General features: G+C 36.7%; 25 protein-coding genes. 6 read left to right on the top strand and 19 right to left on the bottom strand.

Going from position 1 to position 25,275, the window contains the following annotated elements; translation table 11 throughout:
• Nucleotides 1-42 precede the first annotated feature (42 nt).
• From MUA40_RS02815 to MUA40_RS02790, 6 genes are all read right to left on the bottom strand, one after another.
• On the bottom strand, nt 43-453 hold the full coding sequence (locus tag MUA40_RS02815; protein WP_126496258.1) for a YbaN family protein: 411 nt from the start codon (nt 451-453) through the stop codon (nt 43-45).
• 265 nt (nt 454-718) lie between these two features.
• The gene (locus tag MUA40_RS02810; protein ID WP_060829518.1) at nt 719-901 is read right to left on the bottom strand and encodes a CsbD family protein; all 183 of its coding nucleotides are present in this window, start codon (nt 899-901) and stop codon (nt 719-721) included.
• A gap of 238 nt (nt 902-1,139) precedes the next feature.
• Nucleotides 1,140-2,297 (bottom strand): acyl-CoA dehydrogenase family protein, encoded by a 1,158-nt coding sequence (locus tag MUA40_RS02805; RefSeq protein WP_262569860.1) that lies wholly within the window; start codon nt 2,295-2,297, stop codon nt 1,140-1,142.
• A gap of 378 nt (nt 2,298-2,675) precedes the next feature.
• Nucleotides 2,676-3,023: a transcriptional regulator, SarA/Rot family gene (locus MUA40_RS02800; protein ID WP_016426305.1), complete on the bottom strand. Its 348-nt coding sequence runs from the start codon at nt 3,021-3,023 to the stop codon at nt 2,676-2,678.
• 468 nt (nt 3,024-3,491) lie between these two features.
• Nucleotides 3,492-3,845 carry a DoxX family protein gene (locus MUA40_RS02795; RefSeq protein ID WP_016426304.1) on the bottom strand — a complete coding sequence of 118 codons (354 nt, stop codon included), beginning with the start codon at nt 3,843-3,845 and terminating at the stop codon, nt 3,492-3,494.
• A gap of 12 nt (nt 3,846-3,857) precedes the next feature.
• A complete protein-coding gene (locus MUA40_RS02790) occupies nt 3,858-4,910 on the bottom strand; it encodes an LLM class flavin-dependent oxidoreductase (protein WP_126496254.1) in 1,053 nt (350 codons plus the stop codon).
• Nucleotides 4,911-5,725: 815 nt separating this feature from the next.
• On the opposite strand from MUA40_RS02790, the gene MUA40_RS02785 reads away from it, so the two are divergent.
• A complete protein-coding gene (locus MUA40_RS02785; protein ID WP_016426302.1) occupies nt 5,726-6,472 on the top strand; it encodes a CHAP domain-containing protein in 747 nt (248 codons plus the stop codon).
• Between the two features lie 51 nt (nt 6,473-6,523).
• On the opposite strand, the gene MUA40_RS02780 is transcribed toward MUA40_RS02785, so the two are convergent.
• The 3 genes from MUA40_RS02780 to MUA40_RS02770 all read right to left on the bottom strand — a co-directional run bounded on the left by MUA40_RS02780 (nt 6,524) and on the right by MUA40_RS02770 (nt 9,782).
• On the bottom strand, nt 6,524-7,027 hold the full coding sequence (locus tag MUA40_RS02780) for a hypothetical protein (protein WP_016426301.1): 504 nt from the start codon (nt 7,025-7,027) through the stop codon (nt 6,524-6,526).
• 261 nt (nt 7,028-7,288) lie between these two features.
• Nucleotides 7,289-8,680 carry a Na+/H+ antiporter NhaC gene (gene nhaC, locus MUA40_RS02775; RefSeq protein ID WP_262569858.1) on the bottom strand — a complete coding sequence of 464 codons (1,392 nt, stop codon included), beginning with the start codon at nt 8,678-8,680 and terminating at the stop codon, nt 7,289-7,291.
• 25 nt (nt 8,681-8,705) lie between these two features.
• Nucleotides 8,706-9,782: an NAD/NADP-dependent octopine/nopaline dehydrogenase family protein gene (locus MUA40_RS02770; RefSeq protein ID WP_016426299.1), complete on the bottom strand. Its 1,077-nt coding sequence runs from the start codon at nt 9,780-9,782 to the stop codon at nt 8,706-8,708.
• A gap of 701 nt (nt 9,783-10,483) precedes the next feature.
• Between MUA40_RS02770 and MUA40_RS02765 the strand changes: the two genes are divergently transcribed.
• The 4 genes from MUA40_RS02765 to MUA40_RS02750 all read left to right on the top strand — a co-directional run bounded on the left by MUA40_RS02765 (nt 10,484) and on the right by MUA40_RS02750 (nt 13,036).
• A complete protein-coding gene (locus MUA40_RS02765; RefSeq protein ID WP_016426298.1) occupies nt 10,484-11,044 on the top strand; it encodes a CHAP domain-containing protein in 561 nt (186 codons plus the stop codon).
• Nucleotides 11,045-11,378: 334 nt separating this feature from the next.
• The gene (locus tag MUA40_RS02760) at nt 11,379-11,705 is read left to right on the top strand and encodes a DMT family transporter (RefSeq protein ID WP_126496250.1); all 327 of its coding nucleotides are present in this window, start codon (nt 11,379-11,381) and stop codon (nt 11,703-11,705) included.
• Entirely contained in the window at nt 11,702-12,016 is a 315-nt protein-coding gene (locus tag MUA40_RS02755) for a DMT family transporter (protein ID WP_016426296.1), read from the top strand. Before MUA40_RS02760 ends, MUA40_RS02755 begins: the two co-directional genes overlap by 4 nt.
• A gap of 63 nt (nt 12,017-12,079) precedes the next feature.
• Nucleotides 12,080-13,036, top strand: a complete 957-nt coding sequence (locus MUA40_RS02750; protein ID WP_262569856.1) for an NAD(P)-dependent oxidoreductase — start codon at nt 12,080-12,082, stop codon at nt 13,034-13,036.
• A gap of 215 nt (nt 13,037-13,251) precedes the next feature.
• Here the strand turns inward: MUA40_RS02750 and MUA40_RS02745 are convergent, their stop codons facing one another.
• The 10 genes from MUA40_RS02745 to MUA40_RS02700 form a co-directional block, all read right to left on the bottom strand.
• Nucleotides 13,252-14,379 (bottom strand): FAD-dependent monooxygenase, encoded by a 1,128-nt coding sequence (locus MUA40_RS02745; protein WP_016426294.1) that lies wholly within the window; start codon nt 14,377-14,379, stop codon nt 13,252-13,254.
• A gap of 248 nt (nt 14,380-14,627) precedes the next feature.
• On the bottom strand, nt 14,628-15,410 hold the full coding sequence (locus tag MUA40_RS02740) for an N-acetylglucosaminidase (protein WP_016426293.1): 783 nt from the start codon (nt 15,408-15,410) through the stop codon (nt 14,628-14,630).
• 30 nt (nt 15,411-15,440) lie between these two features.
• The gene (locus MUA40_RS02735) at nt 15,441-15,683 is read right to left on the bottom strand and encodes a hypothetical protein (RefSeq protein WP_016426292.1); all 243 of its coding nucleotides are present in this window, start codon (nt 15,681-15,683) and stop codon (nt 15,441-15,443) included.
• 246 nt (nt 15,684-15,929) lie between these two features.
• Nucleotides 15,930-16,394, bottom strand: coding sequence for a helical membrane plugin domain-containing protein (locus tag MUA40_RS02730; protein ID WP_016426291.1), 465 nt, complete (start codon nt 16,392-16,394; stop codon nt 15,930-15,932).
• Nucleotides 16,394-19,330 carry a formate dehydrogenase subunit alpha gene (gene fdhF, locus MUA40_RS02725; protein ID WP_016426290.1) on the bottom strand — a complete coding sequence of 979 codons (2,937 nt, stop codon included), beginning with the start codon at nt 19,328-19,330 and terminating at the stop codon, nt 16,394-16,396. The genes MUA40_RS02730 and fdhF overlap by 1 nt, the downstream gene beginning before the upstream one ends.
• Before the next feature lie 244 nt (nt 19,331-19,574).
• A complete protein-coding gene (gene pcp / locus MUA40_RS02720) occupies nt 19,575-20,216 on the bottom strand; it encodes a pyroglutamyl-peptidase I (RefSeq protein ID WP_016426289.1) in 642 nt (213 codons plus the stop codon).
• A 17-nt stretch (nt 20,217-20,233) separates the two neighbouring features.
• On the bottom strand, nt 20,234-21,160 hold the full coding sequence (locus MUA40_RS02715; protein ID WP_126496248.1) for a DUF979 domain-containing protein: 927 nt from the start codon (nt 21,158-21,160) through the stop codon (nt 20,234-20,236).
• On the bottom strand, nt 21,141-21,848 hold the full coding sequence (locus MUA40_RS02710; protein WP_016426287.1) for a DUF969 domain-containing protein: 708 nt from the start codon (nt 21,846-21,848) through the stop codon (nt 21,141-21,143). The genes MUA40_RS02715 and MUA40_RS02710 overlap by 20 nt, the downstream gene beginning before the upstream one ends.
• Before the next feature lie 434 nt (nt 21,849-22,282).
• Nucleotides 22,283-23,209: an LCP family glycopolymer transferase gene (locus MUA40_RS02705; protein WP_016426286.1), complete on the bottom strand. Its 927-nt coding sequence runs from the start codon at nt 23,207-23,209 to the stop codon at nt 22,283-22,285.
• 135 nt (nt 23,210-23,344) lie between these two features.
• Nucleotides 23,345-24,142 carry an inositol monophosphatase family protein gene (locus MUA40_RS02700; protein ID WP_016426285.1) on the bottom strand — a complete coding sequence of 266 codons (798 nt, stop codon included), beginning with the start codon at nt 24,140-24,142 and terminating at the stop codon, nt 23,345-23,347.
• A gap of 413 nt (nt 24,143-24,555) precedes the next feature.
• On the opposite strand from MUA40_RS02700, the gene MUA40_RS02695 reads away from it, so the two are divergent.
• Complete coding sequence (locus tag MUA40_RS02695; protein ID WP_016426284.1) at nt 24,556-25,257, top strand: helix-turn-helix transcriptional regulator; 702 nt, start codon at nt 24,556-24,558, stop codon at nt 25,255-25,257.
• The last annotated feature ends 18 nt before the right edge of the window (nt 25,258-25,275 follow it).

The following is a 25,275-nucleotide window of genomic DNA, read 5'->3' as shown; positions in this document are numbered from 1 at the left end:
CTCACCAGATTTCTCACTTACTCTATTTTTGACATATTCATATTAATCTATCTCATTTACGTTAAGCGTACGATTACGCTCTACTTCATGCTGCTTTGGCAATGTCTTAACAAAAGTAAAAAGTACAATCGTTTGAAGAATGACCATCACCATTAACCCCAACCGAATCATTGGCATGTCAATCATCCATATTGAAAAACCAACGACAATATATAAACTCACGAGCAATTGAATTTTCTTTTTCATCGTGTAGCCACGATAGCGACGAAAATCCTCAATATACGCTTTATAAATGGTCGTTTGGATGAGCCAATCATGAAAACGGTCCGAGCTCTTTGCGAAACAGAGTACAGCCACTAATAAAAAAGGTGTTGTAGGTAACAATGGTAACACGGCCCCTGCAAACCCAAGTAATGTAAAGATACCCCCTATGCCCACTAAAAGATATCGCATATTAGCATTCTCCTCTGTCCATTTGATGTCCTCATATTATATAAAGTATTCACAAAAGTATCAATAGACAATTAAAGTGTGATACGCTAACTTTTAAATTTTGACGCTACTTTCAAATATCACGTATCCTTTTAAAACTATTTAAAAAGAGTAAGACGTCATCTAAATCGATAGATGATCCGTCTTACTCTCAAAAAAATATATTTCTCATTTATATTTTAGCCAACTTCATTGAAAAGGCTCAATTGGCTTATCACTAAGTGGCTTATTTTTTAAATTTATCTACAAGATCGTTCACTTTATCTTTCGCATTTTCAGCGACTTCTTTAATTTTTCCAGCCGCTTTATCTTCTTTACCTTCTTGTTCTAATTCTTTATTACCAGAGATATTTCCTACTGTTTCTTTGATGTTTCCTTTTGCTTGATCAAATTTACTTTCGTCTGCCATTTTGTAAACCTCCGTTGTAGTTGATTGAATAAATTACAACATAAATTATAGCATAATTTTTTTAAAATTTAGTCAAAATTGCATCTATGACTTTGAGTGTTCAATCAACGCACATCTACGTATTGAACCTCTGTATCACGCTGTCTGCACACTGCAATTTCTTTTTTTAGCTATTACTCTATTAGGCATATCGAGATCAAACAAGACGTTCATATATTTTAGAATTCAATATGAAGTGTCATTCGCTTTGAAATAAACTTAACGCTTTTTTAGCAATTTGGGTGTATGCGAGATCTTCCATTGGCGGGTTGTGTAGCCCTGCACGCATATCGCGATAATAACGTTGAATCGGGCGATCCATCTCTAAACTTTTAGCACCTATAATCCGCATAGCAAGATCAACGACCTCTAAACCTTCATTCATCACTACAACTTTGCTCGCAGCGGTTTCGTTACTGATTTCATCTTCTTCACTTAATCCTGTGTATGCTTTTGCTGTACTCCATAACAAGTGTCTCGCACTCAATAATTTTGTTTCCATTTTCCCAATATTTTGTTGTACGACAGGCAATTCAGAAATTGGCGTTTCAATACTATTAGGCTGGTGTGTTAAAGCAAATTTTAATGCTTCATCTCGCGCTGCTTGCGCAATCCCAAGGTATGTCGCTGGAATATGGAGCAACCATCCGTTTTGAAATTTTGGACCTTCACCTTTAATTTCAACTAAATATTTAGGTTCTACTTTTACATCGTTTAAGATTAGATCATGGCTTTCAGTTGCACGCATGCCGACCATATTCCAATTATCTGCAACTTCTAGTCCTTCTACATCTTTTTCTATTAAGAAAAATCCAACTTTTTCTCGGTCAGGTATGTAAGCTGCAACGACGACATGAGTGAGCGCTCGACTCATAGATGTAAATGTCTTTACACCATTTAAAACATAATGGGTCCCATCAAATTGTGCAAATGTCGCAGGCCGACCTCCTCTTGTAGGGCTCCCTGTTTCTGCTTCGCTGACTGCACGGTTAACGAGCGCCCCTTGTTTGACCGCTTCTGCAAAAAGATCGAGTATCGCATCATCCCATAGACGTCCTTCATATAGCTCACCGACTAAGCCGACATGCCATCCGATTGATAAAGCTGTAGCACCATCAATTGAACCCAAAACAATTTGAATGACGACCATGTCTTCTAATGTTGCTCCTCTTCCGCCATAAGCAACTGGTAAAGTCAATTGACTGTAACCTTCATCCACGAGCCATTGAATATTTTCGTATGGAAAACGGCTTTCGATATCATTGCGATGTGCATTCTTTTCTAATTGCTCTCGATGTGCTTCTAATTTAGCTACCCATTCTTTTTGAATTTCAGACTGAATTAACACAGATTTCATAACCAAAACCTCTCAATCTTTTTATTTCTTAGCTACTTACTCAACATTATAGTACAAATCCCGTTCGTTGCCTATCCCCCTGTATGGCACATCATATAAATAAAAAACGACATGAAACAAATCGTTAAATTTGCTTCATGTCGTTGACTATGTTTCTAGTCCCTTTCATCTCATACCACACAAATCATACATAATACTGAAAAGTTGGATGCGCCCATCTCAAACGTCATCTTTTAAAAGTAAGATGCCATGAAAATTGCTCTGAAATTTCGTATTTTAAATGGTTTAAAATATTCAAATTCTCAAGTTAATATCTCTCTTTCATTTCCACAAGTTATTGCTTCCATTCAAAATGATTCGTTTATAAAGAACTTACATTTACAACAATGCTTCAATCTCATTAAATAACGCTTCAATTTTTGTATACTGTTCATCAGACACTTCAATGATTACAGTACGTTCATCATGCTCATTACGTTTCTTAGTTAGAAAACCATAATCTTTCAATTTTTGCATAGCCTTTGTAATGTAGTATGGTTTGAACTTTGAAGCTTTAATGATGTCTTTTACATTATAAACAGAATGCTTATTTTCTAATATAAACGTCAGAATAAATAATTCTTCGTATGTCAGCGCATACTTCTTTTTAATTTGTGCATAGATTCCTTTTGTCGTAAAACTAATTGCCATAAGTTCTTTCATATTTTTGATACGATATTTTTCCATTCGCTTACCCCCTATAGATGCAATCCAAGATGTATAGGTACAATGTCTAATTCTACTCACAACTATATTAACTTGGAAATTTAATATTTTAACATTTATATTTTAAACCGAATCAGTACATTTTTCAATTACTTTATGAGTTAGCTTTCTGAAAAAAATTTTGATATATTTTCTTTACCAAATAAAAGTAGATATAAAAAGCCTATTGCGACCGATTTATAGATTGCCAAAAAATTATTTTTGATGTTCTAGTTTAAATAATTAACATTTGAGTTTTGTGCAAATGTCTTATTACTCATCAAAAATAAATAAACGTAAATATAAGAAAAATAATAACCTACAAAGTAAAATACTTTGTAGGTTAAATAAATAGCAAATAAATATTTGAGGCAATATGTTATTAACCAATCAGAAATGATTTATAACATTATTTTTTTAATAATGCTTTACTATCGGATGCATGAATGCTTACTTTTTAGAAGTCAATGTATCAACAAGGCTTAAGCCAGCTAATGTCGCTACATCAATCGCATGTTGCGCGCCTTCTTTTCCTTGACCTGCTTCAAAGTGTTTGTAAATAGCACCGATTAAAACACCAATTGATAATAATGACGCAGCTTGTGAAATACGTTTATGGAAAAGGCTTGCGACGAATAAACCAGAAGCTAATAGTTCTACAGTTCCGATTACTTTTACCATTCCTTCAGGTAATTTGAATGTTTTGAACGCTTCTTTCATTCCTTCGTCACCTTTTAATTTAGGTTGTGCCGCATCGAATAAAGATTTTGCAGTTTTTAAATTTGTAACATATCTTAAGATCATTTTAAATTCTCCTTATTTGTTTTCAAAATATGCATCGACGATAGGTTTTACCTTTTCCCCAAAAAGTCGAATTGCATGCATCGTTCTTTCATGTGGCATAGAACCTATAGGCAAATGCAACATGAATCTTGTTAATTCTAATGATTCTACAGTATCAATAATTTTTTGTGCGACAGTTTCTGGGCTGCCCACATACATTGCACCATCCGGACCAATTTCAGATAAAAAGTGTTCATTTGAAAATGCCGGCCAACCCCGCTCTTTCGCTAACACATTATGATGTGCTTCTACAGCAGGATAAAATTCGCGTTGTGCCTGTTCATCCGTATCAGCAACATAACCCCATGAGTGTGTTGAAATTTGAAGTTGATCTGCTTGAAAACCTTTTGATTCAGCGATGGCTTTATACATCGCAATATTACGTCTGAATCGTCTTGGACTACCACCAATAATCGCATACGTGATAGGTAAACCTAAGGCACCCGCTTTGAGTGATGATTCTGGTGTGCCTCCTGTTGCTAACCAAATCGGTAATTCTTTTTGGACTGCACGTGGATAGACGCCTAAAACTTCAATACTTGGTCTTAGATGGCCTTTCCAATGCACAATTTCATTACGATTAATGTTAAGCAATAAATCTAGCTTTTCATCAAACAATGCTTCATAATCTTTAAGATCGTAACCAAATAATGGGAAAGATTCAATAAATGAACCACGACCGGCCATGATTTCAGCACGTCCATTTGATAATCCATCAAGCGTCGCAAATTGTTGATATACTCTTACAGGATCATCTGACGATAAGACGGTCACAGCTGAAGCTAATTTGATTTTTTTCGTAAGCGGTGCAGCGGCAGCCAAAACTGTTGTTGGACTTGATACCGCATAATCAGGTCGATGATGTTCGCCTAGACCATATACATCTAAGCCTACCTCATCTGCTAATTTGATTTCTTCGACAATATTTCGTATACGCTCTGCATTTGAAATTGCCGGAATGACACCATTTTCTGTATGCATTTCTTGGTTATCAGCAAATGACGTTAATCCTAATTCTATTTTCAATACAGGCACCACCTTTCAAGTATAAAATTTATACTTGTATCATAGCTTAGTCTTTCATTATTGTCAACAACAATGATTTTCTATTCCTTTAATCCTTATCAAAAGCTTCAAAATAAGCACGAAAGTTAAATACTGTATGCTGACTGTTTCCCTCTCTATCTGTATAGGATTTTTTATTAAAATAACAGATTCAACCACTTCGGTTGGTGTATACCTCGCTAACGTGATAATGAGATAATCGCGTAATAAGTTAGCAATTCATTTTAATACAAACAATATAATAGGAAGTTTTTGGATATTTTGTTAAATTTTTAAATTCAAATTTTTTTCATGTCGTTTTTCCAACTGCTTATCTTCAATTTTTATGTGCCCACTTTTTAAAATGACATCTCCGCTATTTTTAGCGCTCGTTTTTTTAATTCATCTTTCTAAAAATAGGTTCAAATTTCAAATGTGTAGATTTTTACTAAATATTATCCTTGTTCACTACTTAAAAAACGTTTATATCGCAATATTTTTGTAATCATATTACAGTTTTATGACAGAACCTTTATGAAATTTGTTAAGGTTTTGTTAAGCATGTCTAAAACCCTTTAGTGACAAGGTTCTCAACGTTCGGATTTATTACAAGCAGATTCGCCTGTTTTCTTAAACATTACAAATTAAATAAGCGCTACACAAGCGTTTTATTTTCTGTTACAGTAAATATCGTTGTTAAGCAAACGCCAATGGAATTTACAAATTATTAAACTTACACTTCACAACTTAGTGAATTTAACTTATATCTTAAACATTTTTCAGGAGGATTTTTTAACATGAAAAAATTAATCGCTACAACTACAATCGCTACAGCAGGTGTTGCTGCTTTCACTTTAGCACACGGTCAAGATGCAGACGCTGCAGAATATAATGGTGGGTACAACCCGAACGACCCAACTTCATATAGCTACAGCTACACAATCGACCAACAAGGTAACTACCACTTCCAATGGGAAGGTAACTGGTCACCAGATCAATTCAACGGTGGAAATGCATCTGCAGAGTACTACACAGCAGAAGATACTACAAACCATCACTACACTGGTGCAACTTATGCTGTGCCACGTCAAACATACAGTGCACCTAGAGCATCATACAACTACTCAGAATCAACATCACGTTCTTACCAAACATCAAACAATGCTTCACGTTCTTACCAAACTACAAGCACATCAACACGTTCAATCTCAAACGGTTCAGCTGGTACAAACTTATACACTGCTGGTCAATGTACTTACTACGTATTTGATCGTGTAGGTGGTAAAATCGGTTCTACATGGGGTAATGCAAATAACTGGGCAAGCGCTGCTGCTGCCGCTGGTTACACTGTAAATAACCGTCCATCAGCTGGTGCTATCATGCAATCAACTTCAGGTGCATTTGGTCACGTTGCATACGTTGAATCAGTAAACAGCAACGGTTCAGTTACAGTTTCTGAAATGAACTACGGTCACGGACCTGGTGTTGTAACTTCACGTACAATTTCAGCTAGCCAAGCTGCTGGTTACAACTTCATTCACTAATTACAATATTATTTATAAAAAAGGTTTGGGTGCAATCGCCCAAACCTTTTTTTATAACCAATATGCAATCGTAATCCAATATCCAAATGCAAACAAATATAACAGCGGAAAGTTTTCCATGTTTTTAGCTTTGATTTGTTTGTAAACAACGTGAATACCAATGCCTACAAACACCGCTGTTAATAACAATCGAACAATGAGCATTAATGATATGGAGCCAGTGACAAAAAGGCTTGGGATACGTGAAAATGCCATTAGTAGCGTCAAAACGACGATCATAATGGTATATACGATTGTGTCAATCGACCGATACAAATGTGAATACGTCCATGCCACAATCAAGCCAAATAGCGTGATTAAAATGGCTTCATGGAGACGTTCATACAAATTAAGGGTACCTGCCTTATAAAGTACAATCGCTACAAAATACAATATAAGGCTGATAACCCAAAATAATACTGAAGGACTTTTTAATTGTTGTTCATCATGGTTGATGTATCGGTGAATCCCAAACCATAATAGTAACATCGCTACAAGAACTATTAAGTAAAACATGGAATCACCTCATTTATATTTAATATATTTCCTTTTTTGCAAGAGTTAAAACATATTTCATGCTCATTTTTTATAACATATACACTGCATTTTATAAAAAGGCAACACATTCTTTTTAACGTCCCCTTTCCATATATTTACAAAAAAAGGAGCGACAATGTCATCGTTCTGATTTCATTGTTTCACTCCTCGAATAAATTCTAACTGTTATATTTTATTTTTATGTTATATCATGGCAACGTTTCATTGTAATCAAGGCCGTTAAGCTTGTGCTTTCTTTTTAATGCCAATCCCTGTAAAGCCATAAAATACAGCAATCATGACACATAAATAACAAGGGACTGCCCAAATAAAGAACTCACCGACACCAACACCTAACTGCTGTGTATAATAAATACCTGATGTGCCCCAAGGGATAAGCGGAATAATCATTGTACCTGAATCTTCCAGTGTTCGAGACAAGTTAACACGATCTAATCCCATCTTGTCATAAAGTTGCATCATCAGTACGCCAACCATAATAATAACAACTGATGCAACACCGGCTGCTAATACCATCATTAATCCACCGATGACCGTGACAAGAATCAACTGACCCACTGTATTGACATTTTTTGAAATACGATGTAATAAGACATCTAAACAACCTGCTTTTTCAACAATACCCGCAAAGGCATAACCACAAAATATCGTGACGATGATTTGCGTCATACTCATCATGCCACCTTGTTCAATTAAGGTAATCGCCTTTTTAGATAAATCAGATTGCGTGACTAAAATATCTTTACTAAAACCTTTAAAAGTTGCGATAAAACCATTTTGCAATTTAAAACCATGATCGAGCCAACCGACCAATATCGCAACAACACTTGAAATGAGCATCGATGGTACAGTTGAAATTTTAGCCACTAAACAAATGACAATTGCGATTAAAGGTAACCAGACGAAGAAATTAATATGGTACATCGCTTCGATATCTTTAAGTAGACCATTGACTTGACTTTCCTTAGCTTGAGCAGCAAAGCCACTCGACGCAAAATGCCAAACAATTAACCCGATAATTGAAGCAGGTACTGTCGTCCAAATCATATGTTTGATATGACTGAATATGTTAACACGTGTAACTAAAGCAGCCAGATTTGTTGTGTCTGAGAGTGGTGACATTTTATCTCCGAACACAGCACCTGAAATAATTGCACCTGCTGCCATACCAGCTGGAATATCCATGTTTAAAGCAATTGCCATTAATGCAATACCGGCCGTAGATGCAGAACCCCATGCTGTTCCTGTTGCAACTGAACAAATCGCTGAAATTAAAAATGCTGAGACTAAAAAGTAACTCGGACTTAAAAATTTCAAACCATAGTATATTAGTGCAGGTACCGTTCCAGAATACATCCACGTCCCTACAATAATCCCTACAGATAGGATGATAAAAATTGCGGGCATTGCTGTCGATAAACGATCTGTAATGCCTTCTTCAAGGTCTTTCCAACGTAAACCAACACGCCATGCAATCCATGAGGCATACGCAGCTGAAATAATCAGTAAAGGCTGTACCGGTATTTTAAACACAATAAAACCGACACAGACGACAATCATCATTACGACGATGGTTGATAGTGACTCAATTAAAGTTGGTTTCCTTTTCATACACAACACGCTCCCCTTTGTTCGCTTAGTAAGAAATCAGACCGACTTTCTCTCTCCCTAAATATTCAATTGTTAACCCTTCATTAAAGAAATCACGTTCTAAAATAGTAGAAGCAATCACAATAATGGCGTCTATGTTTGGCGTTGGGACACCGATTTCGCGACCTAAACTTGACCAAAGCACCAATCCATATGCGATATCTTCTGTTAAATAACGGTTATTGACTTTATTCGGTCCTGGGATTCGTGAAAAAACAGGACTGTGGTTAAAGAGCTTGTTAAGTGGCTCATCTTCCATTTCTCGCTCTAAATAACCCCGTTCTATACGTGCTTCTTTAGCTGTTTCTAATTCAAAGCCCAGTTTACGACCGAGTGTTAATCTTTCAACTTCAACCGCATGCAGCAAGCGTACAGTATGATTTGTGATTCCTTCTTTATAAAGGGCAAAATCACCGCTGTAGTCAATACGTCCGACATTTAATAACGTAGGACCTGGGTGTACTTCTGGATTCCCATTTTCTAAGTTTGTACGCCACAAGCTCTCTTCTTTAACAATATATGGATAAATTTGTTCCACTTTTTTAAATGTCTCAGCTAAGTCATCTTTATCAAAAGTAGAGAAATAAACTTTACGCACATTTAAAGATAAATCGACACTGGCTGTTGAAAAGTCAACACGTGTCCCATACGTTAACGTATTCGCTTCTGCAAATACTGGCGATACATCTAAATGATATTCTTCTAATACTTTCATAAAGCGCGCTGATCCCATTGCAGCAGCCATATTAAAGAAGATAATTTGATCATCTTTAGTATACGACGCCATCAATTCAGCATAATACTCAATAAATGAAGACGGAATACATAACATTACAATTTCAGCGTCCTCTAAAACATACGCCATGTCATCACTGATATTTGTAAAGTTTACAAAACTTTCTTTACCTTCATTGTAAAAATTAAAGCCGCCTTGCTCTATCGCTTTATCAAATTTATTAATAGATTGGTTCCGACAATAAAGTTTGACATCGTGTCCTTGATCAACCATGTCTACAGCTGCTGTAACTGCACCATTTCCTGAACCTACTACCGCTATTTTCATATGTTTACCCTTCTTTCTCGACTGTTTTTTTAATTCCATAGCATTGAGCAACATATTTGTGACTCATCAAGCATCGTAACAGAACAACGCTAAAAAGAAAACAGTTTTATCAATGATTTCACTTATTTTCTATCTACTTTATTCTTCATACCCTATCTTCCCCATGATTATGTTTGAAATTTCAAACCGCTTCTCCACTTCATTGGTTGTAATCCCTTTATTATCAAGGCTTCATCGTACATTATCCCAATAAAAATCGACTTACCTTTAATGAATCGTTAATATTTACAATAGATTAAACTTCTTTATTTAAGTAACATCCCATGTAAATCGATAACTTCTAATGAGGGGGCTAACATCATTTTGCTTCTCTAGTTGGATTATGGATAGATGATTTTCACAAAACCGTTTTTAATATTACAAGGTCTGTAATAGTCCTACGCTTGATATTTATATTTGGAGGACTGCATCACTGACAGTGACAGTTTTTATAAGATATTTCATTTAAAATGACAAGATTACATATTTTCCCAAAGCCTTTTTAATTCAATTACAAAACTGTAACATTCCACACAGACCCTACATTTTCTGATAAAGTGTTCATTGTCGTTGAACGAACGATTCATTCTTTATAACACCTTAAAACTTAATTAACTTTACCAATTCAAATAGACGAGAAATATTGAGGAGGACTTTTTATTATGTTAAAAAAAATCGCTACGACAACTACATTAACGGCAGGCTTGGGTGCTGCTTTAGTCGGAATACAACACAACCAAGCAGATGCTGCAGAAAACAGCTACAGTTATTCTTACAATTATAATTACAATACAAACGGTACAAATTACGATTATCAATCTAGTAGTAATCAAACTTCATCTAATGGACAAAATACAACAACAACTTCTACTTCAACACACGCTACTGGTGTAACAAGTGCAGGCAATCTTTATACAGCAGGTCAATGTACTTGGTATGTATATGACAAAGTTGGCGGAAAAATTGGTTCAACTTGGGGCAATGCAAATAACTGGGCAAGCTCAGCATCAGCTGCAGGATTCAAAGTAGATCATAACCCAGAAAAAGGCGCTATTTTACAATCTAACGATGGACCTTTTGGTCATGTTGCTTACGTTGAATCTGTGAATAACGACGGTTCAGTAACTGTTTCTGAAATGAACTATAACGGTGGGCCATTCAGTGTCAGCTCACGTACAATCTCAGCTTCAGAAGCGGCATCTTACAACTATATCCACATCTAATAATAAAATTGATAAAAACCATTGTAGACTTCAAACGTCCACAATGGTTTTTATGGTTTTTATGTTTTTTAGACCTTTTTACATATGTCAGCTGTGTTATAGAAATAAAGTTATTTTATTAAAGCACGAATACATCGTGTTAATGACTCGAATATTTAAACTGATGTCAAAACTTTAACATGCAGTAACCTCTTTAAATCCTATTCATTGGCACTTAAATCATAGAAGAACATCTACTCACACCTCAAAAAAACATCATGCTAATTTTTGAGGTTGTCGTTTGTTTGCTCTTCTTATATCATAGGGCTATATGCAAAAAGGGAGGTTGTTTGAAATGCAATGGGCAAAAGTTGTTATTGCCGGCCTGATGGAAGTGGTTTGGGTTATTGGATTAAACCATTCTCACCACTTTTATCAATGGATCTTGACGATTGCTTTAATAGGCTTAAGTTTTTGGATGATGGTTTCTGCTTCAAACCACCTTCCAGTGGGCACGGTTTATGCCGTGTTTGTAGGACTCGGTACAATGGGAACAGTCACTGTAGGGATGCTCTTTTTCGATGAGACCGTCAGCTTTGTTAAAATCTTATTGATAGCATTGCTTTTAACTGGCGTCATTGGTCTAAAGTTAACTTCAGATAAGGAGAACGAACAAACATGAGTTGGATTGCTTTAATAATTGCAGGATTACTTGAAGTGTTAGGTGTGCTTTGGTTGAACCAATTCGCCCAAACACATCAAAAACGCTTTGTTCTACTACTTGCCGTTACATTTGCATTAAGTTTATTTAGCTTATCTTTAGCGATGACATCGATACCGATGGGCACTGCTTATGCGATATGGACTGGCATAGGCACTGCAGGGGGCACAATTTTAGGCATGTGGATTTATCATGAATCGAAAGACGCCTTAAGAATATGTTTTATTACTCTAATTATTGTTTCTGCAATTGGCTTACGTATGCTGACCTAAACAGCTATCCTTGTATTATAGAAAGGGGTTTCATATACTAGAAGTGAAAGGTGGGAGTATTTCATGAAAAAAGTATTTATGGCGGGTCCGATCCCAGAAGAAGGACTAAAATTACTCAAATCACATTTTGACGTAGAGATGTATGAAGGTGAAGGTATCATAGATAAAGAAACACTTAAAGCAGGCGTTAAAGATGCCTTTGGTCTTGTGAGTCTGCTTTCTACAGAAGTGGATCAAGAGGTCATCGATAGTGGCTCAGAATTAGAATTTATTGCCAACTACGGTGCAGGTTTTAATAATGTGGATGTCGATTATGCACGTTCTAAAAACATTGGGGTTTCAAATACACCTAAAGCTTCTACACGTTCAACTGCTGAATTGACATTTGGTATTTTACTTGCTGTCGCGCGTCGTATTCCAGAAGGCGACCAATTAATGCGCCATGAAGGATTTGACGGCTGGGCACCCCTCTTTTTCCGTGGTCGCGAAGTGAGTGGTAAAAAAATCGGTATCATCGGCTTAGGTGAAATTGGTTCAGCCGTAGCGCAACGTGCAAAAGGATTTGATATGGAAATTCTATATACAGGACCACATCAAAAACCTGAAAAAGAGAAAGAATTAGGCGCACAATATGTGGACTTAGAAACGTTACTCAAAACGGCTGACTTTGTCACTATCAATGCGGCCTACAATCCTTCAATGCGCCATATGATCGATAAAGCACAGCTAGAACTGATGAAGCCAACAAGTTATTTAATTAATGCGTCACGAGGTCCAATTGTACATGAGCAAGCTTTACTTGAAGCTTTACAAAATAAAACAATCGAAGGGGCTGCTTTAGACGTCTATGAATTTGAACCTGAAATTACGGAAGGTCTCAAATCGTTAGATAATATCGTAATTACGCCTCATATTGGTAATGCCACATACGAAGCAAGAGATATGATGGCTGAAATTGTTGCGAATAACTTGATAAAGAAAGCAAAAGGTGAAAAACCTGATTACATCGTTAACGAATAACTAACATCCTACGATTCTTTTACCCTTTTATATGATATTAGACATGTTGATATAAAAGGGATGTGTCTCAAACAAATTGACACGTATATCATTAAAACGACAATTGTAAAAGATAACTGAGCGGGACAGAAATCAATACGTTTTCTGCCCCGCTTTTTATAAAAACTACCGCAAGTCTCACTTAAAATGTGACTTAAGGTTGCACTTTTATTTTGTTATTCACTTTTTGCTTTATATAAAAATCGTGTTTGTGCAGTGACAAATCGATCCGGAGTCATTTTCATACAGCGATTTCTCAATACTATAAGTCCACTATTTTGATATTGTGCGATACGCCCGATTCGACGCGAACGCTTAATTACTTTTTTCGTATGTTTAACACGCAAACGGTCATAACGCTTAAGCGCCTCACTTAATGTTGAAAAACGTTTTAATACATTAGCCAAGACAATCGCATCTTCCATCGCTTGACCTGCACCTTGTCCCATATTCGGCGTCGTCGCATGTGCAGCATCTCCAAGTAATACAACACGTTCTTGATAAACGAAAGTTGAGAGTGGTTTCAAATCATAAATATCGTGGTGTAATATCTCCGTCTCTGGTTGATGATCGAGCACTTGACGAACAGCGTTTGGAAAGTGATTAAAATAAGCTTGTAAATAAGGCTTATTAAAATGTTTGTATGCTACATCATTTTCTTTGGCGTTAATAGTCGCAAACCAATACGCACGCCCATTTAATAATGGTACGATACCGAAACGTCCTTTTTTATCCCAGTATTCTTCCGCAATATGATCGAATTGACTCATATCCTCTACAACACCACGGAAACACGTATAACCTTGATAATTGACTTTCACATTAGGCTGTACTGCGTCTCTCACTTTTGAGTGGATGCCATCTGCACCTATACATAAATCGACCGTCACTGCTTCATGATTGTCGAATTGAATACGCACACCTTCCGCTACACGTTCAACCGCAGTGACATCATGATTAAGATGCAGTATTTTTTTATCGACATAGGATGCGATTAAATCCATTAAATCTTGTCGTAATAATGTGATATTCGTTGATTTTTGAGACAAAGTCACTTGACTTAAAACTGTCCCTTTTGTATCTAAAACGCGCATTTGTTGGAGTACTTGTCCGGCATTTTTCAGGCCCTTCGCTAAATCATGATGGCCTAATTTGGCAAGGACGTTGTCGCCGATACCAATGCCTGCGCCTATTTCTCTTAATGCATCTTCTTTTTCAAATAGGTGAACGTCATGGCCTTGTTCTTTTAACAATACAGCTGCCGTTAAACCTCCAATGCCTGCACCTATAATCCCAATCTTCATAATGATTCACCTCGTTCTTTACAGTCAAATATCAGTGTATCATAAAATGCCTCAGACACCTATCTCACTTTGTTTAATTTTTAATATTTGCGCCTCTGTTCACTTTTCTCCAAAGCTTATATGTCGATACTGTATCTCAATGTATAGCATAGATGGAATAAAAAAGAACAAATACATTGATGTTTCTATCAAATCGCACATCTCATGCTTAATTGATAAAGAAACGCTTGTATTTGTTCAACTCTATTTTATCCTTTTTGGTAAAAGTCTTTTCGGATATCATCCTTTTTAATCCCATAATGTTCATAATAAAAAGACATGCGGTCTGCAATTTTTCGCGCCCAGTCAATATCACTTGCATATTGATGGGTTGCGGGTTGTTTGGGATTCCAACGCATTTGATACAAATTCAATTGGCCGTTCTCAAAATAGTTTTGCCTCACAAACTTGGCGCCACCCATAATCGCCTGACGGGGTGTTGTCCAATTTGCTTTTTGCGCGTAACTCGAACCTGTTTTAACTGCGTTGCTATCAAAAGCGCCAATACCAAAGAAATTAAAATATTTTTTCTTTCCAGATTTAATACCTTGCGCGAGTTCAGATTTGCCTTCTCCAGTCTCTAGTTGCGCATGACTAATCAAATAAATCACATTCACATCATACTTATTTTGCGCATCTAGAAACGCTTTTCCTTGTCCTTCAAGAATACCCTTTCCTTTTAGCATTTGATTGACTTCTTTTTCAGACATTTGAACAGCTTCTGATAAATCCATATACATCAAATCTGAGTCTTTCCGTTTAATTTCCATTGCGTTTTTAACGTCTTGATGAGACGCTTTAACAAATTGATGGCCTTCTGATTTTGTATGTAACGCCTCACCTTTTACTTGCTTGTCATAGGCTTCTGAAAATGTATGTGTTTTGTCATTTTTAAATAGTGAGGTCTCATTCATCAGTAATAAAATCGCAAAAATGGTTAATATTAAAATCAGCAATGCACGTGATGGTTTTTCTTTAATGAACCGCTTCATATTTTTGAAAGACTCCTTTTTGTTTTAACACTATCTCGTCACAAAAATAACGCATATCACGATAACGAGCACGATAAAATAGGAGGCATTGACGACAATTTTAAGTGTTCGATTTCCATGAAATAGCATATTAAATAATACAAGGCTTAACCCTAAAGAAACAATAAAACAAATTAAAGCAAGCCAAGCACTTACAAATAACAACATTAAAACGCCAAGCACGAGTAAAACATTTGAAATAATGCCTAGTATTTTTATATTTCTTGTATCCATCTCTTCACCTCTTCGCACCGCTTTATTTTATCATGAAACCTCCTTCATCGCGACTCATCACTTTAAGACAAACTCAAATTCTATTATGCGATATTGACGATAATAGAGAAAATGGGTTGAGACATCATCACATCTCAACCCATATGACCCCAATATATCATCTTTGACGCATAATACGTAATGCTATTGACTTAAGTCTACATAGAATAGACACTTTTTCAATGCATGCAATACGAGATACGCGACTTAGCGTGACATTCCTTTAAGCATATTTAAAAAATACGTTAAACTTTGATTCATTTCATCGTCTTTTAACACGCGCATAAACCCTGCAATCGAAGTTCGAGCATTCGGGCTTGCTTGATTGGCAACGTGTAAGCCTTTGTTCACTTTGTTTAATAAGACACGCAATGCTTCAGGATCTAACGCGCCTAACATGAGTACCATTTGTCCCATATTATGAATGACACCGCTGTATTGATCTTTGTTTAACTCATTTGTCAATTTTTCAGCAATGACACCTCGTTGTTTAACCGCACCTTTTGCCGCATCTAAAATCTTCGCCTCATCTAATGCACGGACTAACTCAATCGCTTTTAAAATGCTGTCTTTATTTTCTGCAATGGCATCCGTCACTTCAGTGAGTCGCTCTGCTTTGATTTCTGCTTCACTTTTTTGTATACGTTTAATCTTAGATATTCTTTCAGCCATTACTTCATCACCTGATCCCCTGGGAAGACATAGTCAGGTCTTGCCCATTTTTTATCGACACGTACACTGTATTGTGGATGTCGTGTTTGGTTTCGGAAGTTCGTTGGATTAAGTGGTGATTTACCGCGCTGACTTAATACTTCCATGCGACAACATGTTGATTTATATGCAGGAGTATGCGTTTCAGGATCCGTGACACTACTTGTTAAGTAATTAATTGCACCTCGACTATTATCGTTTAATGGTAGATAAATTTGCTTACCTTTCACGCGATTTGTCACATGGACGTGAACTGTTGCTTCACCTGTTTCAGAAATCAATTTAACCGCAGCGCCTTCATGAATGTCTCTTTCTTCGGCTAATTGAGGTGATATTTCAACAAATGTTGTTGGCATTTTGTATTGTAAGCCTGGAACTTTATAAGTCATATTTCCTTCATGGAAGTGTTCTAATAAACGACCATTATTGACATGTAAATCATAAAGTTCATTTGTTTTATAGAAATTATTGAAATCAAGTGGATAAAATTTAGCTTTACCATTATCAAAATTAAAACGTTCCGTAAATAATAACGGTGAATCTGTACCATCTGCTTCAACTGGCCATTGTAAACTGTTATAGCCTTCTAAGCGATGGTATTTCACACCTGCAAACATAGGTGCTAAATCAGACGCCTCATCCATAATTTCTGAAGGATGTTGGTAACCCCAATCAAATCCCATTTCTTTCGCAATTAGTTGCGTAATTTGCCAGTCTGGTTTCGAATCACCTAATGGTTCAAGTACTTGGTATAAACGTTGGAAACGACGCTCTGTATTAGTAAAGGTACCTTCTTTTTCTAAAGATGGACTCGCCGGTAAAACAACATCTGCATATTCAGCTGTGAATGTTAAAAACTCATCCTGTACAACTAAGAAATCTACTTTTTCTAATGCAGCTTGAACATAGTTAATGTTGGAATCTACAATTCCTGTATCTTCACCTAAAATAAACATGCTATGCACGTCACCTGCATGAATATGATCCATCATTTGGTGGTTGTCATAACCTGGTTCACTTGGCAAAGTGACACCCCATCGCGCTTCATAACGGCGTCGTGCTGCATCGTCTTTTACACCTTCATAGCCTGGTAGTTTATCCGGCATACTACCAAAGTCAGAACAACCTTGGACGTTATTGTGTCCTCTTAAAGGATAAGAACCTGCGCCTGGTTTCATATAATTACCTGTTGCAAGTAACAAGTTAGAAATCGCAGTACTTGTATCAGAACCTGTTTCCTGTTGTGTAACACCCATAGCCCAACAAATCGCTACAGTATTGACACTGACAATCTCTTTTGCAAGCTGAATTAAGCGTTCTTTCGCAATACCTGTCGTCTCTTCAGCAAATTCCATTGTATAAGGCTCAAGTGATTGATAATAATCATCAAAATGATCTACCCATTGCGTAATGAAGGCTTTATCATGCCAACCTTGGTCAATAATATATTTCGTTACCGCAGAAAGCCAAACTAAATCTGTACCCGGATGAGGTTGGTAAAATTCATCCGCACGTTGGGCCATTTCATGCTTACGAATATCGAAAACGTGCAATTTTTGACCAAACAGTTTATGCGAACGCTTAATGCGTGACGCAATGACAGGGTGGGCCTCAGCTGTATTTGTACCAACAGTGATTACCATTTCTGCATTACCGATATCTTCTATTGAACCAGAGTCACCACCGTGCCCTACTGTACGGAATAAACCTTTCGTTGCAGGTGCTTGGCAGTATCTTGAACAGTTATCAATATTATTCGTGCCAATGACTTGGCGCGCTAATTTTTGCATTAAATAAGATTCTTCATTAGTAGCTTTTGAAGAAGAAATAAATGTGAGTGCATCTGGACCATAGTTATCTTTAACTTCTTGCATACGTTTAGCAACATAAGCAATGGCTTCATCCCACTCTACTTCTTCAAATTGATTATTCCGACGAATCAACGGTTTCGTTAATCGTTCTTCAGAATTCACATAATCCCAACCGAACTTCCCTTTCACACATGACGATATTTTATTCGCAGGTGAATCGTGAGACGGTTGTACTTTTAAGATTTCGCGGTCTTTTGTCCATACTTCAAAACTACATCCTACGCCACAATATGTACAAACGGTTTTAGTCTTTTTAATCCGTTCTTCACGCATTGCCGCTTCCGAGTCGGATACAGCGAATAATGGACCGTACCCAGTTTCAGCTTTTTTAGTTAAATCAATCATGGATGCCAATGTGCCTGGCTCAATGTCCGTCATATAACCGGCATTGCCTACCATGTTATTTTCCATCATCGCATTACAAGGACAAACAGTGGCACATTGACCACAACCGACACATGATGAATCATTAATAGAAACATCATTATCCCAAATAACACGAGGTTGTTCACGTTCCCAATCAATAGAAAGGGTTTCATTTACTTGTACGTCTTGACAGACTTCTACGCATCGACCACATAGTATACATTGGTTTGGGTCATATCTATAAAAAGGACCGAAATCGACTTCATACGGTTTCGGCTTATATTCGTAAGATTGATGTTCCAATCCCCATTCGTCCATTGTATTATGGATTTCACAATTTCCATTATTATAATCACATACCGTACAGTATAATTGGTGTTTCTCTAAAATACGATCTAATGCTTCTTTTTGGCTGTCTTGAACACATTGATTCGTTGTATTAACGACCATTGAGCGATTAATCGTTGTGCCACATGCACGTGCAATTTCACCATCAATTTCAACAGTACATGTGTCACACGTTTGTATAGGGCCTAACGATGGATTATAACAAATCGAAGGTACAAACGTGTCTTGTTCTTTAATCAGCTCAAGTAAGTTTTTGCCCGGTTCTACAAGATAATCTTTACCATCTAAAGTGACTACCAGATGCTCTTGCATGATATCCCCTCCATTATATTTTTATCTTTCCTAAGATGCCCCCACATACTTAGTTACTTTTATTTTATACCCTTCATAAGAAAATGTTAACTATTTATGAAAATGCCACTAAAAAATATTTATGTGCTTAAATATGTATCTTTATCATCATTTTTTACAACAAATAAAAAAGATAGGTAAAACGACTGACAATTTTGAAATAATCCTCACTTGTCGTCGCATAACCTATCTTTAACGTTGTATTTTAATGTGTTGTCCCGTGTACAGTTTGAATATCTGAATCATAGTTAAGACACACTTTGATTGCCGCTTCTAACCCTTGAACCATCATATCAACAGACATAGACGGTTGTCCTGGCTTATTAATGACTTGCTTAGGTGTGAAAGGAACATGAATAAAACCTGTTTTTAAGCCTGGATAATCACGCTCTGCCGCATAAGCTAATTGATACATAATGTGGTTACAAACAAATGTACCTGCACTGTTTGATAAACTTGACGGAATTCCTTCAGCGCGAATTGCTTCCACTATGCGTTTGACAGGAAGTGTCGCAAAATAAGCAGGTGCCCCATCTTCTTGAATCGGCTGATCAATCGGTTGCTGCCCTTCATTATCCGCGATTCGCGCATCATCTACGTTAATCGCAACACGTTCAGGCGTAATTTCAAAACGTCCTCCTGCTTGACCGACTGCAATCACAACATCATAGTGTGTTTGTTCTAACTTTTCTTTGATAACAGCCATACTTTTATGAAAAACAGTCGGAATTTCCAGCTTATCAACTTGATGGCCTTCTATTGTATCAGGTAATTTTTGAACCGCTTGTAATGCCGGATTGATCGATTCTCCGCCAAATGGATCGAATGCAGTAACTAAAACGTTCATTGATAAAACCTCCTCTTTTAAAATGCGAATGTATACATAAAAATGATATGAACTAAAATTAAGATGAGTGCCATCGGTATTTGAGCTTTGATGACCGCAAGCTCATCTTTCATTTCTAATAATGCGACGGGTAATGTATTGAAGTTCGCCGCCATCGGTGTAAGTAAAGTACCACAAAAACCGCCTGTCATTGCCAGCGCACCCGCGACTGCAGGATCTCCACCAATTGCCATGACGAAAGGCACACCAATACTTGCAGTAATGACTGTGAATGCCGCAAATGCATTCCCCATTAACATAGTAAATAACACCATTCCTAATATATAAGCTGTCACACCAATCAATGGATTCCCTTCAGGTAAAAAGCTAGAAATCCCTTTAGAAATCGTCGTACCTACACCACTGACAGTAAATAGTATCCCTAGTGCTGCAAGAAATTGTGGTAAAATCCCAACAGTTCCAATTTGTTGCACGAGTCGATCACTGTCATATAAACCAATTTTAGCTTTTGGCCGCAATACCAGATAAGCAACAATAATCGCAATCACTGAAGAAGCCCCAATGCCAATAGCACCACCCAACGGCGTCCAAGTAGATATCACAATCGCTACGACTGCCAATACAAGTGCAGGGATAAATAAGCGATTACCAAAGCGCGTCGCACCTTCTGTTTCTTCTCGATGTTCGACTTCTACAACTTGACCGACACGCACATTTTTCGTTATCGTCAACAATCCCATGAATAAAACGAGACTCCCATTTAACCAGTTGGGTATGTATGGCCCTACCATAAACAATGCACCTAATAGACACCAAAATAAAGCTGTCCCTATACGTTTTTGATTGTGTGGATTGCGATATACACGCCACGCTGTGTAAATAAACTGTAGTCCAATTAAAATATAAAAGATTTCTAAAATTTGGTTAATCGTGTGTTGACTCATGACGCGTCTCCCCTTTCACACCATATTTACGCTCTAATTTACGATCAAACAACTTATTTTGAATGACACCTATAATTAAAGTGGCTATCGCAATTGGTGCGGAATATAAAGCAATTTGAATTGCGGTCACATGCATATCAAGAGACTTAAACGTCGCTACAATTAATAGTACACCCGATGCACCAACGAATAGGTTTTGACCGAAAAAGTTACCATAATTTTCCATTGCAGAAATATGAGCTTTCAATTTTTCCTCATCTTCTGGCTCTAAATCTCGCTGATATTTCGTTTTTGCTGCAGCTTGTACCATCGGATTCATCAGTGGCCGTACAAATTGAGGATGCCCCCCAATACGAATAGATGCGAGACCCGCTATTTCTCGAATTAATAAATAGATGGACATAATTCTGCCAGAGGTCACCCCTTGTACTTTATTAATAAGTCTTGTCGCTTGTGTCTTTAAACCAAATCGTTCTACCATCCCCACCATCGGTAAAGTAAGGATAAATAGCGACACCATACGATTATCTACGAATGCTTTTCCTAATGTATCAAGGATTTCAATCAAGCCCATATTCGAGACGAGACCTGTCGCAACAGCAGCAATCAGCACCGTTCCGATTGTATCCCACTTAAAATAAAATCCTAATACGATAATGACAATACCAATAAGTTTAAGCCATTCCATAATAAACCTCCTTCAATAAAGCCACTGATGCACATTTCTTTCGTTGTTGTAACACAGGTCGTTCACTGTTTACTTTTAAATCACAGTCAACCGAATAAAGAAAGAAGCGCATGGCTTCAAATCAAATTTTTCTTGCATATGTCTTTTATTTTACTCCGTGCCCCCTTTTTATTTCAATGAACGTTCTGTTAGAAACGCTACTTTCCTTAAAATTGTCGATTTTATTGTTTCAGCTAAAAATTGACATAGATATGTAATTAGCGAAACCAACTACACACCTTGTCAACAGTGAACAAATCTCCATTTCGATTCATGAGTTCATCTACACGTTTCAATTTTTCCTCATCATCTTTTTTCATAGCCCATTAGGTCAAATGCACAATAAAAAGGCGGGAGAACGATATTAAATCGTTTTCCCACCTTTTCATATTTAACTATAAACCTAGATTTTCTTTGTACATTTGTGCTAATGATTGTTTTTGACCATCATCAGGCACGAAGTAATAAAGTCCATCACTTTGGATACCACCTGAACCATCGAGTTGATGACGTTTCACATGGTCATTGGCATCGCTATATTGACTTCGAATTTGATTTAATTCTCCAATCGTTAAATCTGTTTTAACATTTTTACTTATTTGATCCATCAATGAATTAAAATTAGTGATAGATGAAACACTTGTCAGTTTATCTGCAATACCTTGTAAAACAAGTTGTTGGCGCTCTTGTCGACCGAAATCTCCACCCGCACCTTCTTCTTTACGGCTACGTATGAAAGCCATCGCAGTTTCTCCATCTAAATGAACTTTCTGACCTTTTGTAAAAGAATGGCCTTCTGCTTTGAAAGTGGCATTGCTAACGACATTAATACCATCAAGTGTATCTATCATATCTTTCAAGCCGTCCATATCAATTGTCGCATAATGGTCAATCGGCACATTCATAAGTTTTTCTAAAGACTTAACCGCCATATTGGGACCACCATAAGCGTATGCGTGATTAATCTTTTCAGTGGTTCCTCTTCCTACAATTTCAGCTTGCGTATCACGAGGAATACTAATCAATTGCGTTGTTTTCTTACTCGGATTTACGGAAAGTAACATAATCGTATCGCTTCTTTTACCAATTCCCTCGGTTTCACGTTTAGCATCTGAGTCTACACCAAATAATGCGATAGAGAAAGGCTCACCCTTACTTAAGTCTACTTTACCTGAACGTAGCTCTGAATGATTTCTATCTAATGGATTGTGAATGGCGCCACCTACTGCAAATATTTTAAACGCAAGATAGGCAATGGCTATGATGGCTAATACTAAGAGAATTCCAACAAACCACAGCACCCCCTTCATAATTGGGTTCATGCGTTTTTTAGCTCGTCTATATTCCAAATAATCACTTCTTTCTCGTTTATAATGGTCAATTCTGCTTTCAATTTAGTAATATCATATAGCATTGTATCTCAAATCGAGTGACTATCAATCGGGCTTTAGACGCAACTATGATTTTTTGTAACCGCCGTCACTATTCAAAATATTTAAAACCGCATCGTAGCATCCAGGATTACTAATAATATATTGACCACCTGTTGTAAAATCAATCGGCTGACGATTAAAATCTGTCATTTTCAGTCCTAACACTTCAGCAAATAAAAACTGTGCACCAATATCCCAAGGTTTGGCATTCGTATGTATGTGAGCACCGAATTGTCCCATTATGACTCGGGCTGAATCTAAACCACAAGAACCAATAAGACGATAGCCAAATGATTCATTTAATAGTCGCTGAATCGTGGGTTCATTTAAAACTTTGTTATTAAATGAAAGGATTGTGTCTTCGATAGCCATTGACGTAGGTGGCTCAATTTTTTCTTCATTTAAATAGGCACCCTCCCCTTTGATAGCGCGATACAGCTTTTCCCTAGGGTAATCATATATATAAGATAATTGTGGTATACCGTCGACAAAATAACCTATAATCATACAAAAATCATCTTGTTGCTTGACTAAGTTGGCCGTTCCATCAATAGGGTCAATCAACCACGTATGCCCTTCTTTTAATTGTTCAGTTTGATGGTGGGCTTCTTCGCCATATAATTGATGATTCGGAAATTGAGATTTCAAAAACTGTTCGAAACGTGATTCGATTGTGCGATCTACATTCGTCACTAAATCAAAACGGTTGGATTTCGTATCCGTTTTCATATGTTGTATCAGTTGTGGAAGTTCACGCCGCATTTCAGAAATCCATCTCTGTACTTGCTGATCTATTTCTCGCAATGTCTTTATCGTCGACATGATGAATCACTCCTTTTCAAAGTCATCTTCATTATACATAAAGTCGCTTTAATGAAACAGTTAAATACGAAAAGAAAACCGGTTGGATTTAACCAACCGGCATAGAAAGGAAAGTAAGTAATAAATATTGAAGATGTTAAACTAGAATAAGTACAACCTATCATTTTCAAACTTTACTATCAATCACGATAGCTACCCCTTTTTGAATATGCTGTGTACCATCCCCCTGTAGCTAATTACAATATAACATATCCACCAATAAAATGTAAGCGTTTTCTACAAGTTTTTTATTATTTTTATTTACAAATATCACTTTTGTAGTCGTATTGCACAAAATATACGTTGCGCTATATTTATCTTATAATTATGATATAATATTAATAACTATGGTGAGTTGATTGGAGTGATTTTTTATGAATAAAGAAACACGACAAAATAAACTAATAGCATTAATACAACAACAGCAACACATGACTGCACAAGAACTCGCACAAGCATTAAATGTTTCGAAACGTACGATTCTACGTGATATGCATGAACTTGAAAAAAATGGAGTTCAAATTTTAGCACGTGCAGGTAAACACGGCGGCTACCAATTACAATCTAAACAACAACAGCATCAGTTAGAAATTAATGATCATGAACTTCATGCGCTTTATATGATTTTAAGAGAAAGCCAGTCACAATCTATGTTACCTTATTCAAAAGAAACATCAGCACTCATCCAAAAGATTTTACGTCAACCTAATACAACAATTCGACGTTCATTACGCCAACTTGATGAATATATTTTATATGAAGCCCCTCCAATAGATAAAAATCCGCCCCACTTTGATGACATTTTAATTTATTGTCAAGAGCGTAAAGTGATGGGAGTCGATTATAAAGTCGACACAAATGGCCAACATCATTTTGAAAATGTCATCTTTATTGGTTTAATCGCACAACGCCATCGCTGGCAAGCTGTAGTGTATCAAATTGGTGGTGGCTACACACGTTATATTGATTTATCAACGATTGAAGATATTTCTTATTCATTCCATAAATCGATTAAAACAAACGATATTACACTCAAAAATTATGATCAATATTTAAATAAAAACAACGTACAATAAAAACCAATGTTTCTTAAC

The sequence above is a fragment of the Staphylococcus schleiferi genome, from assembly GCF_025558325.1.
GTDB classification, from domain to species: domain Bacteria; phylum Bacillota; class Bacilli; order Staphylococcales; family Staphylococcaceae; genus Staphylococcus; species Staphylococcus schleiferi.
Note: the sequence above shows the minus strand (reverse complement) of the source record. Positions and strands in the feature narration are given on the sequence as shown.